Origin of the sequence: Variovorax sp. Root473 (assembly GCF_001426505.1) — a bacterium.
Taxonomy (GTDB): domain Bacteria; phylum Pseudomonadota; class Gammaproteobacteria; order Burkholderiales; family Burkholderiaceae_C; genus Variovorax.
This window is the reverse complement of sequence record NZ_LMEV01000019.1, coordinates 315279-330714: the sequence shown is the minus strand read 5'-3', so window position 1 is coordinate 330714 and position 15436 is coordinate 315279. Positions and strand designations below refer to the sequence as shown.

Below are 15436 nucleotides of genomic sequence, written 5' to 3'. Positions count from 1 at the left end.
TCAGACGCGTTCGTACAGCGTGACCACGCAGGCGCCGCCCAACCCCAGGTTGTGCTGCAGCGCCATGCGCGCGCCTTCGACCTGCCGCTTGTCTGCCGTGCCGCGCAGCTGCTGGACCAGCTCCGTGCATTGCGCAAGACCCGTGGCACCCAGCGGGTGGCCCTTCGACAGCAGGCCGCCCGACGGGTTGGTCACGACCTTGCCGCCGTAGGTGTTGTCGCCATCGACCACGAATTTTTCTGCACCACCGACCGGGCACAGGCCCAACGCTTCGTAGCTGATGAGTTCGTTGTGCGCAAAGCAGTCGTGCAGCTCGACCACGTCGATGTCCTGCGGGCCGACACCGGCGGCGTCGTACACCTTCTGCGCGGCTTCCTGCGCCATGCTGAAGCCGACCACCTCGCGCATGTCGCGCGCCTCGAAGGTGATGGCGCGGTCGGTGGTCATGGCCTGCGCCTTGATGCGCACGCTGCGGTCCAGGCCGTGGCGTTCGGCGAAACGCGGCGAGCACACGAGGGCCGCCGCCGCACCGCAGGTCGGAGGGCAGGCCATGAGCCGCGTCATCACGCCGGGCCACATCACGGGCGCAGCCATCACCTCGTCTTCGGTGACGACGGTGCGGAACAGTGCCACCGGGTTGTTCGACGCATGGCGGCTGGCCTTGGCGCGGATCTTCGCGAAGGTCGACATCTGCGTGCCGTACTGCTGCATGTGTGCGAGCCCCGCGCCGCCGAAGTAGCGCAGCGCCAGCGGCACCTGCTCGTTGCCGACCAGCTCGTCGGTGATCGACTCGAAGTGGTCGAACGGACTCGGGCGGTCGTTGAACACGGCGCCCAGCGCACCGGGGCTCATGTGTTCGAAGCCCAGCGCCAGCACGCAGTCGGCCGCGCCGCTGGCCACGGCCTGGCGAGCGAGGAAGAGCGCGGTCGAACCGGTGGAGCAGTTGTTGTCGACGTTGACCACCGGGATGCCGGTCATGCCCACTTCATACAGTGCGCGCTGGCCGGCGGTGGAGTCGCCGTACACGTAGCCCACGTAGGCCTGCTGCACCAGCTCGTAGCCGATGCCGGCGTCTTTCAGCGCGGCGTTGGTGGCGTGCGCAGCCATCTGCGGGTAGGGCTGGTTCGCGCCCGGCTTGGTGAAGGGGATCATGCCGACACCGACGACGTAGACATCCTGGCTCATGAGAGGCTCCTGAAATGAAGTGACTGAAGAGGGAAAAAGGGTGGACGGTGCTCAGGCTACGCTTCGTTGGCGGTCTTGCCAAAACGGTTCGCGCAGCCGGGTCTTGAGCACCTTGCCCGCGCCCGAGAGCGGCAGCGCGTCGACCACCGCCACGCTGCGCGGGCACTTGTAGTTCGCGATCAGCGCCTTGCAATGCGCGATGAGCGCATCGGCCGCCAGCTGCTGGTCCGGCTTGAGCACGAGCACCGCGTGCACGGATTCGCCCCACTCCTGGCTCGGGATGCCGATGACGGCGCAGGCCGCCACGGCCGGGTGCTGGTTGATGGCGTTCTCGACCTCGGCCGAATAGATGTTCTCGCCGCCGCTGATGATCATGTCTTTCAGGCGGTCGACCACGAAGATGTAGCCGTCGTCGTCCATGTACGCGCCGTCGCCCGTGTGCATCCAGCCGCCGCGCACGGCCGCGGCTGTTTGCGCGGGCTGGTTCCAGTAGCCTTGCATCACGTTGGGGCCACGCACCGCGACCTCGCCCACGGTGCCGCGCGGCACCTCGACGCCTTCGCCGTCGACGATGCGCACCTCGGTGCAGTAGCTCGCGCGGCCCGCCGAGCGCAGCTTGCCCCGGCGCTGGCCTTCGGCCGTGTGGTTGCGCGCGGGGTTGATGGTGGCCAGCGGCGACAGCTCGGTCATGCCGTAGGCCTGCACGAAGTCCACGCCGGGGAACGCCGCCATCGCGCGGTTCAGCACCGCCTCCGAGATCGGCGAGGCGCCGTAGGTGATGCACTTCAGGCTGCCGAGGTCGCGCGGCTCGCGCATCGCCGGATGATCGACCAGCATCTGGATCATGGTGGGCACCAGCAGCGCGTGCGTGACGCGGTCCTGTTCGATGGCGTTCAGCACCGCCTCGGGATTGAATGCCGGAATGATCGCGTGGGTGTTGCCCTCGAACCAGTGCGGCGCGGCCAGGCCCATGTCGGCCAGGTGGAACATCGGTGCGGCATGCAGGTAGCAGCCCTCGGGCGAGGCCAGGCCCTCGGCATGCAGGGCCAATCCAGAGCTGCCCATGTTGGTGTGGCTCAGCATCACGCCCTTGGGAAAGCCCGTGGTGCCGCCGGTGTAGAAGATGCCAGCCAGGTCTTCGCCGCGGCGGCCGGCATCGGGCACGGGCGATGCGGCCTCCAGCAGCGCCTCGTAGCCGTGCATGCCGGGCGGCGTCGGGCCGTCGCCGCAGTAGATGACCTCGCGCAGGCTGGTCGCCTGCCCGCGCATCTGCTCGACGACGCCGCGGAAGGTGTCGTCCACCAGCAGCAGCGAGGAGCCCGAGTCTTCGAGCGAATACAGAATTTCAGCGGCCGACCATCGGATGTTGCACGGGTTGAGCACCCCGCCGCCCCAGGGCACGGCCATCTGGTATTCGAGGTAGCGCGCCGAGTTCAGCGCCAGCATGGCCACGCGGTCGCCCGCCTGCATGCCGAGCCCCTGAAGTGCGCCGGCCAGGCGCGCGACCCGCTCGGCGTAGGCGCGAAAGCTCAGGGTGCGCCCGGCGGCGCGCACGGCGATCCGGTCGGGATGCTGCTGCACGCTGCGGTGCAGCGACTGGGTCTGGTACATGGCGGTTGTCTCCGTTCGGTTCTTCTGTGGACGCATGGTAGAAACCGCGCCGTGCCGCGGCGATTGCGCATCGCATCGCCCGCATGGCAGAAAACCTCAATCGACACCCGCGCCGCTCTCGGGTCTGATCCGCTCACGCATGCTGCAACCGCCCGTCACCATCCCGATCGTGTTCGTCCAGGGCATGGTCTCGGGCGTGCGCGCCCGCGGCGACAACGCGCCGGTGTGCATCGACACCGTGCTGGAAGACGCCGGCATTGCGCCCGCCCTGCTCGACGCGCCGGGCGCACGCGTCACCGCCGAGCAGTACGTCGCCCTGTTCGCGCTGCTGATCGAGCGGCTGGATGACGAAGCGCTGTGCTTCCTGTCGCGCCGCCTGCGCCGGGGCAGCTTCGCGCTCATGACGCGCGCCACGCTGGGCGCGCCCACGCTCGAAGTGGCGCTGCGCCGCGTAGCCCGCACGTTCAGCCTGCTGCAGGACGACCTCGAAATGGTGCTGCTGCGCGAAGGCCCGCTCGCGGGCTTCGGCCTGCGGGTGCAGGGCATGCCTCACGCGCCGCTGAACTTCCTGCACGAGCTGATGCTGCGCGTGTATTGGCGGCTCTTCGCGTGGCTGCATGGCGGGCGGCTGACGGCGCGCCGCTTCGACTTCGGCTTCGAGCAACCGCCCTACGCGGCCGGCTACAGCAAGGTGTTTCCCGGGCCGCTGCAATTCGGCCAGCCGCTGTCGGCCGTGTGGTTCGACGCCGGCGCACTGGCCACGCCGATCCACCGCGACGCACGCACCATGCGCGACTTCCTGGCCGCCGCACCGGCCCACGTCATCCTGCCGCCGCTGGGCGAACTGGCTGTGAGCGCGCGCGTGCGCACCGTGCTGCAACAGCACCGCCCGGCCTGGACCGACCTGGCCACGGCCGCGCGCAGCCTGCACATGTCGGTGAGCACGCTGCAGCGCCACCTGGCGAGCGAAGGCACCTCCTTCCAGTCGCTCAAGGACCAGCTGCGGCGCGACGTGGCCATCGTGCGCCTGAACACCAGCACCGTGCCGCTGGCGGCCCTGGCCGAGGAACTGGGCTTTTCGGACAGCGCGGCGTTCCAGCGCGCCTTCAAGACCTGGACCGGCGGCGCGCCCGGGTCGTACCGGCGCAGGCCGGGGCCGGAACCGGACGCCGATCCGCAGGCCTGAGTTTTCAGACACTCCTGAAACTACAGCCATCTCGCGCGACAATCCGCCGCATGGCTTCCGCACCCGAACTCCCTCCCCTCAACCGCCAGTTCGTCGCCCACTTCGGCGAAATGGGCAGCAAGTGGGGCATCAACCGCACCGTCGGCCAGATCTACGCGCTGATCTTCCTGTCGGAGCGCGCGCTCAATGCCGACGAGATCGCCGAGATGCTGGAGTTCTCGCGCTCCAACGTGAGCATGGGCTTGAAGGAGTTGCAGGCCTGGCGACTCGTGCACCTGCGCCACCACGCGGGCGACCGCCGCGAGTACTTCGAGGCACCGAAAGATGTATGGGAAATCTTCCGCGTGCTGGCCGAGGAACGCCGTCGCCGCGAGATCGAGCCCACGCTCTCGATGCTGCGCAACGCGCTGCTCGAATCGCCCACGAGCGACGCCGAGCGCCACGCGCAGGCCCGCATGCGCGAGATGCACGACCTGATCGACCGGCTGATGAAGTGGTTCGACGACGTGCAGCGCCTCGCACCCGAAACCGCCATGCAGCTCATGGGCATGGGCGCGACGGTGACGAAGGTGCTGACGCTCAAGAGCCGCCTCACGGGCGGTGCGTCGAAAAAGAGCAAGGCCCCCGCGGACAAGGACTGAGTCGCCGCGGGGCCGAACGGGAAACTACCCGTTCTTCAAAGCCGTTCCTGCCCTTGTGGCGCTTCCGGCATGCCGAGCTTTTCCTTGCGGATGGCCTCGTCATCCATGAGTTCGTACCACATGGCGTTGAGCACGGCGAAGGCGGCTGCCAGCGGCAGGCCGAGGATCCAGGCGAAGTACCACATCGTTCTTTACTCCTTGTTCTTGAACATGAACCCCGAAGCCCCACACTGGCGTGCCCTGTTCGCGGGCACCCGCGGAACCGGCTTTGCCGGGCCGCAGGGTGCGCCCTCTTGAGGGGGGACTCGACGCGACACGAAGTGCGCGGAGATTCGGGGGTGGGTCATTTCAGTAGGCGTGCCCGCTCTCGTCGCGGATGGCTTGCTCGTCGACCTTGCCCCACAGCACGTGATAGACCCAGGTGGTGTAGCCAATGATGATCGGGATGAAGATCACGGTGACCACCAGCATGATGAACAGCGTCAGGTGGCTCGACGACGAATCCCACACCGTGAGGCTGGCACGCGGGTCGATCGACGAGGGCAGGATGAACGGGAACATCGACGCGCCCACGCTGAGGATGATGCCCGCGATGCCCAGCGCCGCAGTGAGCAGCGCGAGCCCCGGGCGGCGCAGCACCAGGCCGAGCAGCGCACCCAGCGTTCCGACGAAACCCGCCAGCGGCGCGGCAATGGTCCAGGGGTGCGCCGCGTAGTTGCCCATCCAGGCGCCGGCATGCAGCTCGACCGTCTTCAGCATCGGATTCGACGGCCCCACGGTGTCGACCACGCTGCTGATGCGAAAGCCCCCGATGCCCATGGCCAGCCACACGCCGGCCAGCGCGTAGAACACGAGCGTGAGCACCGCCGCGACCATGCCGTAGCTGCGCGCCCGCTCGGCCACCGGGCCGGCGGTCTTGAGCAGCAGCCATGCCGCGCCGTGCATCACCAGCATCGCCACCGACACCAGCCCGCAGAGGATGGCGAAGGGGTTCAGCAGGCCGAAGAAGCCGCCGTCGTAGAAGATGTGCATGTCGGCGCCGAAGCGGAACGGCACGCCCTGCAGCACGTTGCCCACGGCGACCCCGCTGATCAGCGCGGGCACGAAGCCGCTGAAGAACAGCACGCCGTCCCAGCGCGCGCGCCACTGCGGCGACTCACGCTTGCTGCGGAACTTGAAGGCCACCGGCCGCAGGATGAGCGCCGACAGGATCACGAACATCGCCAGGTAGAAGCCCGAGAACGACACGGCGTACAGCTGCGGCCACGCCGCAAAGATCGCACCACCGCCCAGGATCAACCAGACCTGGTTGCCTTCCCACACCGGGCCCACGCTGTTGATGACCACGCGTCGCTCGATGTCGTTGCGCGCCGCAAAGGGCAGCAGCATGCCGGTGCCCAGATCGAAGCCGTCGGTCACCGCGAAGCCGACCAGCAGCACGCCGATGAGCAGCCACCAGACGAAGCGCAGGGTGTCGTAGTCGAGGAGTGTGTGGAGGATCATGCGGCGCTCCCGGTCGAGGAAGAGGAAGACATGGCGGCACGCGCCGGCGGAATGTGCGAGCGCGCATCGCCCTCGGTGGGCGCATGCTCGACCTCGGGACCCTTGCGGATCGCCTTGAGCATCAGCTTCACCTCGATGATGAGCAGCGTGGTGTAGATCGCGATGAAGCCTGCGAGCGTGATCAACAGCGTCGTCACGCCGAGGTTCGACACGGCCACCGCCGTCGGCAGCACGCCTTCGATCACCCAGGGCTGGCGGCCGAACTCCGCGACCAGCCAGCCGGACTCGATGGCGATCCACGGCAGCGGAATCGCCCACACCGCGACTTTCAGCAGCCAGCGGTGGCGGTCGAGCGCGCGGCGCGCCGACAGCACGAAGAAGGTGCCTGTCAGCAGGATCAGCAACATGCCGATGCCCACCATCACGCGGAACAGCCAGAACAGCGGCGCCACCTGCGGCACGGTGTCCCACGCGGCCTTGGCGATCTGCGCATCGGTGGCCTGGCGCGGATCGTCCACGTAGCGCTTGAGCAGCAGCGCGTAGCCCATGTTGATGCCGTTCTCTTCAAAGTCGCCGCGCACGCCCTGCGTGACCTTGTCGGCGCCGCCGGCCTCGCGGATCTTCTGCAGCGCGTCGTAGGCCTTGATGCCCTCGCGGATGCGGGCCTCGGCGCGCTTCACGAGCTCGTCGATGCCGGGCATCACGGTGTTGAGCGAGCGTGTGCCGATCAGGCCCATCACCGCCGGGATGTGAATGGCGTAGTGCGTCTCGCGCGCCTTCTGGTCGGGAAAACCGATCACGGTGAAGGCGGCGGGCGCGGGCTGCGTCTCCCACATGCCTTCGATGGCGGCCAGCTTCATCTTCTGGTGTTCGCCCGACAGGTAGCCGCTCTCGTCGCCGAGCACCGCCACCGACAGCGCGGCGGCCAGGCCGAAGGACGCGGCCACGGTCATCGAGCGCTTGGCCAGTTCGATGTGGCGGCCCTTGAGCAGGTACCACGCCGACACGCCGAGCACGAACACCGCGGCGCACACATAGCCGGCCGACACGGTGTGCACGAACTTGGCCTGCGCCACGGGGTTGGTCAGCACGGCGGCGAAGTCGGTCACTTCCATGCGCATGGTCGCCGGGTTGAAGGCCGCGCCCACGGGGTTCTGCATCCAGCCGTTGGCAATGAGAATCCACAGCGCCGAGAAGTTGGAGCCGATGGCCACGGCCCAGGTGGCGATCAGGTGGCCCACCTTCGAGAGCTTGTCCCAGCCGAAGAAGAACAGGCCCACGAAGGTCGCTTCCATGAAGAAGGCCATGAGCCCTTCGATGGCCAGCGGCGCACCGAAGATGTCGCCCACGTAGTGGCTGTAGTAGCTCCAGTTCATGCCGAACTGGAACTCCATCACGATGCCCGTGGCCACGCCCATCGCGAAGTTGATGCCGAACAGAACGCCCCAGAACTTGGTCATGTCGCGCCAGATGACGCGACCGGTCATCACGTAGACCGTCTCCATGATGGCCAGGATGATCGACAGTCCGAGCGTCAACGGCACGAACAGGAAGTGGTACAGCGCCGTGACGGCGAACTGCAGGCGCGAGAGCGCGACGATGTCAAGGTCCATGGGGCTTCCTTTTGTGTGTTCTGTTCGGTCGTTGCTCGGTCGGTCAATTCATCAATCGGGGCGCAGGCCACGCAGTGCGGCCTCGAAGACATCGGTGCCGCGGCGCAGGTCGGCGACGATGCGGCCCTGCGCCATGCACACGAGGCGGTCGGCCAGCGCGGCTTCGCGGCGCAGGTGCGTGGCAATCAGCAGCGTGCGCGCGCCGGCCTGCTGCGCCAGGCGCTGCAGCACGTCGTGTGCGGTGGCGGCGTCGAGCGCCTCGGTCGGTTCGTCGAGCAGCCACAGCGGCACGGGCCGCAGCAGCAGCCGCGCGAGCGCGAGCCGGCGCGACTGCCCGCCCGACAGGCCGAGGCCGCCTTCACCCAGGCGCGTGTCGAGCCCCGTGGCCAGTGCGCGCACGTCGGCATCGAGGCCGGCGGCGTGCAGCACCGTCCACAGTCGCTCGTCGCTTGCGCTTGGATCGGCCAGGCGCAGGTTGTCGCGCAGGCTGTCCTGGAAGAGTTCGGTGCGCTGGGTCAGCAGGCAGGCCGCTTGTGCCTGCACATGACCGGCGCGGGGCGTGAGGTCGCCGGCGATCACGCAGAGCAGCGTGGACTTGCCTGCGCCGCTGGCGCCGACCAGTGCGACGCGTTCGCCAGCATTCAGATGCAGCGACACGCCGCTGAGTACCTCGACAAGACTGCCGGGATGCGTGACGGTGAGTTGTTCGACCTGCACCGCCGCCGTTTGCGCGGTGCGGAATGGGCGTGCGGCCTCCTCCACTGCGGGGTCCAGCCGCGGTGCCAGTCGACGCACCGCCAGCCACGTGCGCCCTGCATCGAGCGCGCCACGCCGCAGTGCGGCGAACGGCTCGGTGGCCGTGAGCGCGATCAGCAGCGCGAGCGCCGCGCCGGGCGCGCCGATGACGCCTTCGCTCACGAGCGCACCCACCGCCAGCAGCACACCGACCAGCGTCAGGGTGCCGGCGCTGCCGTAGGCGAAACCGGCTGCGGCTTCGAGCTTGTTCAACGCGAGGTCGGCCCGCGCGAGGTGTGCGTCGGCGTTCATCAGCGCAGCGCGCTGGGCGTCGAGCCGGCCCACCATCGCGAGGTCGGCCTGGCCCGCGACCAGATCGACGGCGCGCGCGCGCAGCGCTTCCACGGCATGCGCGCGCTGCCGCGCCGGCTGCCGCGCACGCCGCGCGATGAAGTACGCCAGCCCGCAACCGACCACGCAGAGCCAGAGCGCGATCGCCACGCCCATTCCGACATGCATGAAGCCGAGCACGATGCCGGCCAGCAGCGCCGCGCCCAAAGCCGCAGCGGCGGGAACGAACAAGCGCAGGTAGAGCGACTCGAGCGCATCGATGTCGGACGTGAGGCGAAACAGCAGCCGCGCCGGCCGCATCAGCAGGTCGCGCGCGGCCTCGGGGCGAGCCCAGCCGCGGAACAGCCGCACGCGCAACTCGGCGAGCACGGCGAAGGTGGCGTCGTGCGTGACCAGCCGCTCGCCGTAGCGCGACCCCGTGCGCCCGAGCGCCAGCAGCCGGATGCCGGCCGACGGCATGAAGACATCGAAGGTGAAGGCCGTGGCCGCGTGCAGGCCGGCGAGCGCGGTCGCGGTGATGAACCAGCCCGACAGGCCCAGCAGCGCCATGCCTGCCAGCACGGTGACGGCAGCCAGCAGGCAGCCCAGCAGCAAGGCGCGCGGCTGGGTCGCGAGGAAGGGACGCAGCACGAGGCGCAGGTCGCGCCAGCGAGGGGAACGGGTTGCGCGCGTGCTCATGCGGCCTTCTCCACCCGCGGCTCGGGGCCGAGGCTCACGCTGCGGTCCATGCGGGCAACCAGCACCGGGTCGTGGGTCGAGACGATGAGCGTCCGGCCACGGGCGAGCGTCACCAATGCATCCGCAACGCGTGCAGCGGTGGCGGTGTCGAGGTGGGCCGTGGGTTCATCGGCCAGGATCAGGTCGGCGTGCCGATGCACCGCGACGCGCGCCAGCGCCAGCCGCACGGCCTCGCCGCCCGAGAGGCCGCTGCCGCCCTCGCCCAGCGCCGTGCCGGGATGGGCCTGTGCCACGTCATCGAGCGCCGCGAAACGCATCGCCTCCGCCACTTCGGGCGCGCCAATGTCGGCGCGGCCCAGCGCCACGTTGGCTTCGACCGATCCGGCGAAGACGTGAGGCTTCTGCCCCATCCACGCCGTGCGCTGGCGCAGTGCAGCGGCCGTGTGGTCGGTGAGCGGCACGCCGCCGATGGCGATCTCGCCGCGCGTGGCCGGCATCAGCCCCGCGAGCAGCGAGAGCAGCGCGGTCTTGCCCGATCCGCTGGGGCCGGTCAATGCGACATGCTCGCCGGCGCCGATGCGCAGCTCATACCCGTCGAAGAGCGCCGTCGACTCGCCGGGCCACGAGAAGTGCAATCCGTGCACCGTCACAGCCGGCGCGGTGCCCGCGCCGGCGGCACCGGTGGCCGCGCGCGTGACTGCGACGCCCGCACCGGGCAACGGCAGCGCGCCGCGTTGCAGGTCGTCGAGCGCCTGCAGCGCGGCCTCGCCCGCCGCGCGGTCGTGCCACACCGCCGACAGCTCGCGCAACGGCTCGAAGAACGCCGGTGCCAGCAACAGCACGAACAGGCCTTCGCCCAGGCTGAGCTGCTGGCCCCAGGCACCGAAGCCGAGCGAGCCCAGCAGATGGAAGCCGACGTAGACCGCGACCAGCGCCACGCCCAGCGCGGAGAACAGTTCCAGCACCGCCGACGACAGGAATGCGATGCGCAACACCGCCATCGTGCGTTGGCGCAGCGATTGCGCGGAGGCGCCGAGCCGGTCGGCCGTGGCGTCGACCGCATCGAGCGCACGCAGCGTGGCCAGGCCGCGCAGGCGGTCGAGCAGGAAGGCGTTCATGCCGCCCATCTCGACCATTTGCGCCTCGCTGGCCGCCTTGGCGCGCCAGCCGACGATGGCCATGAAGATCGGAATCAGCGGCGCCGCCACCAGCAGCACCAGCGCTGCGGCCCACGAGAACCAGGCCACGGCGGCAACAAGGAACAGCGGCACCACCGTCGCACGCCAGCGCGCGGGCTGGTAACGCACAAGGTACGGCACCAGCGCTTCGGCCTGTTCGGCGAGCACGCTGGCCGCCAGGCCGGAAGGCGCGCGTTGACGGTCCAGCGGCGAACCGGCCGCCAGCGCGGCCGCGGTCTGCGCGCGCAAGGCGGTCAGTTGCGCCCGTGCGCGCCCGAAGGTGCGGCGCACGCCCCAGGCTTCGCAGCCCGCGCGCAGCAGGCCCAATACCCAAATGCCCGCCGCCGGCCACAACACGGCGGCCATGCCGTCGCCATTTGCCAGGCCCTGGACCGCCATCGCCAGCAACGCCGCCTGCGGCAACCACGCGAGCGCGGCGGCGCCTAGCACCACGCTGCCGATGTCGGGCGACGTGAAGGCCTTCAGCGGCGATCGTGGCGGCGTCTGTTCTGTCATTCCTTGAGTTTGTGTATTTTCAGTATTTTCTGAAAGTTTCACAATCATACACACGATGAGCACTTGGCACAGACTGCCCGCTCCGAAGCCCCAAGGCAACAGGTTTGCAAAGAATCGGGAAGGAAAAAATCCGCGCCCGAGCAGGCGCGGTGCGCTTCAGTACGACACGATGAGGCCGCTGACGAGCAATGCGGCAAAAAGTGTGCATACCCTGCGCAGCGACACGGGACGGGCTTCGACCCCGCGGTACAGCAGCACCGCGGCACCCACCGACAGGCAGAAGGTCGCGACCATGCCGAGCAGATCGACCCAGGCCCCATGCGGCCCCAGGCGCGCGACGAGCGAATTCACCGCGAGCAGCACCGGAAAATGGATCAGGAACAGCGAATACGAAATGCGCCCCAGCTGCTGCAGCGGCATGGCCGCGGCGGGCCAGTGCGCGGGCGACAGCCACTGCCGGCGCTGCGCCACCGCAATGAGCAGCGCGCTCACCAGCGCGATGGCGATGCGGCTGCGCCAGTCAATGGCGAGCGCGCCCGCCCCCACCATCGCCAGCAGCGCGACGGCGCTGTGCCAGGTGCTGGCGCGGGTGGCGCGGCCGATCCAGAACGCGAGCATGCCAAGCCCGTAGGCACCGAAGAAATAGAACGCGGTGTCGTCCAGCCGCGCCTGCCGGTTGAACAACGCGAGCGAGGCCACGGCCACGGTCAGCACCAGCACCACCGGTGTCCAGCGCGCGGCCGAACTGGGCGGGCGCAGCACGGCGGGCAGTCCGACCAGCGCGAGCGCCAGCGCGAACAGCTGGAAGTCGATGGCCACATACCAGACACCGGTCGACAGCGACTCGTAGTTCAGCAGGTCCTGCAGCAGCAGGCCGTGGGCCAGCATCTGGCCGAGGCTCGGCGCAGCCGGCACCACCTCTTCACCGAGCCATGGCCGTGCCACCTCGGCCACCAGCACGCACACCGTGAGCGCCGCAAGGTACGGCATGACCAGCCGGCCGTAGCGCTGCAAGAGCCTGGACAGTGGCCGGTCCGCCCGAAGCATGCCGTCGGGCGCGAGGCTCGCCGTGGCGAGAAAACCGGCGATCACGAGGAACACCTGCACCGCGAGCCGGCCGTCCTCCGCCAGCCAGCCGAAGAAATCGGGCGCGAGCACCTGCGCGCCAGCCGGCATCGGGCCATAGCGCGCCAGGTGATGCCCGACGATGAGCGCACAGGCCAGGCCCTTGACCACGTCGAGCAGAGGCATGCGCCCCTGCCGCGCAGGCACGGCCGCGGGCGGTGCTGCAAGCGAACCGTTCAAAGTGCCAGTCGCTGCCGTGCTTCCTGGTACTCGCGCTTGAGCTTCTCGATGTAAGCCCCCGCGCTGGCCACTTCGGTGATCGCACCGATGCCCTGGCCCGAGCCCCAGATGTCCTTCCAGGCCTTGGCCTTGCTGCCTTCGCCGCCGCCGAAGTTCATGGTCGTCACGTCGCCTTCGGGCAGGTTGGCCGGGTCCATGCCGGCCTTGACGATGCTGGGCGCCAGGTAGTTGCCGTGCACGCCCGTGAAGAGGCTGGAGTAGACGATGTCGTCCGAGTTGCCGTCGACGATGGCCTGCTTGTAGTCGTCGCTCGCACGCGCTTCCTCGGTCGCGATGAAAGCGGTGCCGATGTAGGCGAAGTCGGCGCCCATGGCCTGCGCCGCGAGCACCGCGCCGCCGGAGGCGATGGAGCCCGACAGCGCGATCGGGCCGTCGAACCACTGGCGGATTTCCTGCACCAGCGCGAACGGGCTCTTCACACCCGCGTGGCCGCCGGCACCGGCCGCCACGGCAATGATGCCGTCGGCGCCCTTCTCGATTGCCTTCTGCGCGAACTTGTTGTTGATGATGTCATGCAAGGTCACGCCGCCGTAGCTGTGCACCGCATCGTTCACGTCGGTGCGCGCGCCCAGCGAGGTGATCACGATCGGCACCTTGTACTTCACGACCATCTCCATGTCGTGCTCCAGGCGGTCGTTGCTCTTGTGCACGATCTGGTTGATGGCGAACGGGGCGGCCGGCTTGTCGGGGTTGGCCTTGTTGTAGGCCGCGAGCTCTTCGGTGATCTCGATCAGCCACTCTTCGAGCTGTGCCGCGGGGCGCGCGTTGAGCGCCGGCATCGAGCCGACCACGCCGGCCTTGCATTGCGCAATCACGAGCTTGGGGTTGCTGATGATGAACAGCGGCGAGCCGATGATCGGCAGCGGCAGGTTCGCCAGGACAGAAGGCAGCTTGGACATGTCGTCTCCGGGAAGGGGTGCGGTTTTATAAGAGCAAGGGGCCGCCGTCGCCCGTCAGATGGGCGACAGCAGCAGGTGGGTGCTACGTCAGAACGCTTCGAGCGCCAGCGCCGTGACGCTCTCGGCGCCTTCGACGATGCTGTCGCGAACGCCCGGCACCTTGTTCAGGATGTGCTCGGCGTAGAAGCGCGCGGTGGCGATCTTGGCCTGCATGAAGGCGACGTCGACGTTGTGCGAGGCCTGGTCCTGCGCCACGATGAGCGACCGCGCGAGCTGCCAGCCGGCCACGAGATTGCCAGCGAGCATCAGGTACGGCACGCTGCCCGAGAACACGGCATTGGGCGAGGCCTTGGTCTGGCCGGCCACGAAGTCGACCACGTCGATGAAGGCCAGGCGCGCGGCGGTCAGGCGCTTCAGGACGGCGGCGGCTGCGGCGCTGTCGCTCCTGGCGAGCTCGGCTTCGGTCTTCTCGATCTGCGCGGCGATGGCTTTGGCGGTCTGGCCGCCGTCACGTGCGGTCTTGCGGCCCACGAGGTCGTTGGCCTGGATCGCGGTGGTGCCTTCGTAGATCGTGAGGATCTTGGCGTCGCGGTAGTACTGCGCCGCGCCCGTCTCCTCGATGAAGCCCATGCCGCCGTGCACCTGCACGCCCAGCGAGGTCACTTCGAGGCTCATCTCGGTGCTGTAGCCCTTCACGAGCGGCACCATGAATTCGTAGAAGGCCTGGTTCTGCTTGCGCGCGTCGGCATCGGGATGGTGGTGCGCGGCGTCGTAGGCGGCGGCGGCCACCGAGGCCATCGCGCGGCAGCCTTCGGTGTAGGCGCGCATCGTCATCAGCATGCGCTTCACGTCCGGGTGGTGAATGATCGGTGCGCTGGCGTTGATCGAGCCATCGACCGGACGGCTCTGCACGCGGTCTTTCGCGTAGGCCACGGCGTGCTGGTAGGCACGCTCGGCGATCGCGATGCCCTGCATGCCCACGGCGTAGCGGGCCGAGTTCATCATGATGAACATGTACTCGAGGCCGCGGTTCTCCTGGCCCACGAGGTAACCCACGGCGCCGCCATGGTCGCCGTACTGCAGCACGGCGGTGGGCGAAGCCTTGATGCCCATCTTGTGCTCGATGCTCACGCAGTGCACGTCGTTGCGCGCACCGAGCGAACCGTCGGCGTTGACCATGAACTTCGGCACCACGAACAGGCTGATGCCCTTCACGCCCTCGGGCGCGCCGCTCACGCGGGCCAGCACGAGGTGCACGATGTTCTCGGCCATGTCGTGCTCACCGTAGGTGATGAAGATCTTGGTGCCGAACACCTTGTAGGTGCCGTCGGGCTGCGGCTCGGCGCGGCTGCGCACCATGGCCAGGTCGCTGCCGGCCTGCGGCTCGGTGAGGTTCATCGTGCCGGTCCACTGGCCGCTCACGAGCTTCTCCAGGTACACGGCCTTGAGCTCGTCGGAGCCGGCGGTGAGCAGCGCCTCGATGGCGCCGTCGCTCAGGAGCGGGCACAGCGCGAAGCTCATGTTGGCCGAGTTGAGCATCTCGCCGCAGGCCGCGCCGATGGTCTTGGGCAGGCCCTGGCCGCCGAAGTCCGCCGGATGCTGCAGGCCTTGCCAGCCGCCCGACACGTACTGCGCGAACGCGTCCTTGAAGCCCTTGCTGGTGGTGACTTGGCCGTCCTTGAACGACGACGGGTTGCGGTCGCCTTCGACGTTCAGCGGCGCGATCACGTCCTGGTTGAAGCGCGCGCACTCTTCGAGCACGGCCTGTGCGGTTTCGAGGCCGGCGTCTTCAAAGCCGGGCAGCTTGGCGATCTCGCCGATGTTGGCCAGATGTTCGATGTCGAACAGCATGTCCTTGAGGGGGGCGGTGTAGCTCATGTCTTCTCTCCAGGGGCCGCGGCGGATGCGGCAGATGTAAAAAAGGCATCGCGAACGATGCCTTCTGGCTCAATGCGCTGAAGCGATCAGAGCGCCT

Annotated in this window: 12 protein-coding genes; 2 read left to right on the top strand and 10 right to left on the bottom strand. The window is 68.7% G+C overall.

The window, feature by feature from the left end:
• The gene (locus ASD34_RS24710) at positions 1-1185 is read right to left on the bottom strand and encodes a lipid-transfer protein (RefSeq protein WP_056583390.1); all 1185 of its coding nucleotides are present in this window, start codon (positions 1183-1185) and stop codon (positions 1-3) included.
• A gap of 51 nt (positions 1186-1236) precedes the next feature.
• Positions 1237-2796: a long-chain-fatty-acid--CoA ligase gene (locus ASD34_RS24705; RefSeq protein WP_056583388.1), complete on the bottom strand. Its 1560-nt coding sequence runs from the start codon at positions 2794-2796 to the stop codon at positions 1237-1239.
• 139 nt (positions 2797-2935) lie between these two features.
• On the opposite strand from ASD34_RS24705, the gene ASD34_RS24700 reads away from it, so the two are divergent.
• Together ASD34_RS24700 and ASD34_RS24695 are read left to right on the top strand one after the other, a co-directional pair.
• Positions 2936-3982 (top strand): AraC family transcriptional regulator, encoded by a 1047-nt coding sequence (locus ASD34_RS24700; RefSeq protein ID WP_056583385.1) that lies wholly within the window; start codon positions 2936-2938, stop codon positions 3980-3982.
• A 50-nt stretch (positions 3983-4032) separates the two neighbouring features.
• Entirely contained in the window at positions 4033-4623 is a 591-nt protein-coding gene (locus tag ASD34_RS24695) for a GbsR/MarR family transcriptional regulator (protein ID WP_056583383.1), read from the top strand.
• A gap of 35 nt (positions 4624-4658) precedes the next feature.
• On the opposite strand, the gene cydX is transcribed toward ASD34_RS24695, so the two are convergent.
• The 8 genes from cydX to ASD34_RS24655 all read right to left on the bottom strand — a co-directional run bounded on the left by cydX (position 4659) and on the right by ASD34_RS24655 (position 15339).
• A complete protein-coding gene (cydX, locus tag ASD34_RS24690) occupies positions 4659-4808 on the bottom strand; it encodes a cytochrome bd-I oxidase subunit CydX (protein WP_056583381.1) in 150 nt (49 codons plus the stop codon).
• Positions 4809-4971: 163 nt separating this feature from the next.
• On the bottom strand, positions 4972-6126 hold the full coding sequence (gene cydB, locus ASD34_RS24685) for a cytochrome d ubiquinol oxidase subunit II (RefSeq protein WP_056583378.1): 1155 nt from the start codon (positions 6124-6126) through the stop codon (positions 4972-4974).
• Positions 6123-7739, bottom strand: a complete 1617-nt coding sequence (locus ASD34_RS24680) for a cytochrome ubiquinol oxidase subunit I (RefSeq protein ID WP_056583376.1) — start codon at positions 7737-7739, stop codon at positions 6123-6125. Before ASD34_RS24680 ends, cydB begins: the two co-directional genes overlap by 4 nt.
• A gap of 51 nt (positions 7740-7790) precedes the next feature.
• Positions 7791-9503 (bottom strand): thiol reductant ABC exporter subunit CydC, encoded by a 1713-nt coding sequence (gene cydC, locus ASD34_RS24675; RefSeq protein ID WP_056583374.1) that lies wholly within the window; start codon positions 9501-9503, stop codon positions 7791-7793.
• Positions 9500-11197, bottom strand: a complete 1698-nt coding sequence (gene cydD / locus ASD34_RS24670; protein ID WP_056583372.1) for a thiol reductant ABC exporter subunit CydD — start codon at positions 11195-11197, stop codon at positions 9500-9502. Before cydD ends, cydC begins: the two co-directional genes overlap by 4 nt.
• Before the next feature lie 156 nt (positions 11198-11353).
• A complete protein-coding gene (locus ASD34_RS24665) occupies positions 11354-12448 on the bottom strand; it encodes an acyltransferase family protein (protein ID WP_056583508.1) in 1095 nt (364 codons plus the stop codon).
• A 50-nt stretch (positions 12449-12498) separates the two neighbouring features.
• Complete coding sequence (locus ASD34_RS24660) at positions 12499-13461, bottom strand: NAD(P)H-dependent flavin oxidoreductase (protein WP_056583370.1); 963 nt, start codon at positions 13459-13461, stop codon at positions 12499-12501.
• An 87-nt stretch (positions 13462-13548) separates the two neighbouring features.
• On the bottom strand, positions 13549-15339 hold the full coding sequence (locus tag ASD34_RS24655) for an acyl-CoA dehydrogenase (RefSeq protein WP_056583369.1): 1791 nt from the start codon (positions 15337-15339) through the stop codon (positions 13549-13551).
• Positions 15340-15436 lie beyond the last annotated feature (97 nt).

Coding starts and splice junctions, on each gene's coding strand:
- ASD34_RS24710 (WP_056583390.1), bottom strand. CDS start 1,185: ATGAGCCAGGATGTCTACGTCGTCGGTGTCGGCATGATCCCCTTCACC.
- ASD34_RS24705 (WP_056583388.1), bottom strand. CDS start 2,796: ATGTACCAGACCCAGTCGCTGCACCGCAGCGTGCAGCAGCATCCCGAC.
- ASD34_RS24700 (WP_056583385.1), top strand. CDS start 2,936: ATGCTGCAACCGCCCGTCACCATCCCGATCGTGTTCGTCCAGGGCATG.
- ASD34_RS24695 (WP_056583383.1), top strand. CDS start 4,033: ATGGCTTCCGCACCCGAACTCCCTCCCCTCAACCGCCAGTTCGTCGCC.
- cydX (WP_056583381.1), bottom strand. CDS start 4,808: ATGTGGTACTTCGCCTGGATCCTCGGCCTGCCGCTGGCAGCCGCCTTC.
- cydB (WP_056583378.1), bottom strand. CDS start 6,126: ATGATCCTCCACACACTCCTCGACTACGACACCCTGCGCTTCGTCTGG.
- ASD34_RS24680 (WP_056583376.1), bottom strand. CDS start 7,739: ATGGACCTTGACATCGTCGCGCTCTCGCGCCTGCAGTTCGCCGTCACG.
- cydC (WP_056583374.1), bottom strand. CDS start 9,503: ATGAGCACGCGCGCAACCCGTTCCCCTCGCTGGCGCGACCTGCGCCTC.
- cydD (WP_056583372.1), bottom strand. CDS start 11,197: ATGACAGAACAGACGCCGCCACGATCGCCGCTGAAGGCCTTCACGTCG.
- ASD34_RS24665 (WP_056583508.1), bottom strand. CDS start 12,448: ATGCCTCTGCTCGACGTGGTCAAGGGCCTGGCCTGTGCGCTCATCGTC.
- ASD34_RS24660 (WP_056583370.1), bottom strand. CDS start 13,461: ATGTCCAAGCTGCCTTCTGTCCTGGCGAACCTGCCGCTGCCGATCATC.
- ASD34_RS24655 (WP_056583369.1), bottom strand. CDS start 15,339: ATGAGCTACACCGCCCCCCTCAAGGACATGCTGTTCGACATCGAACAT.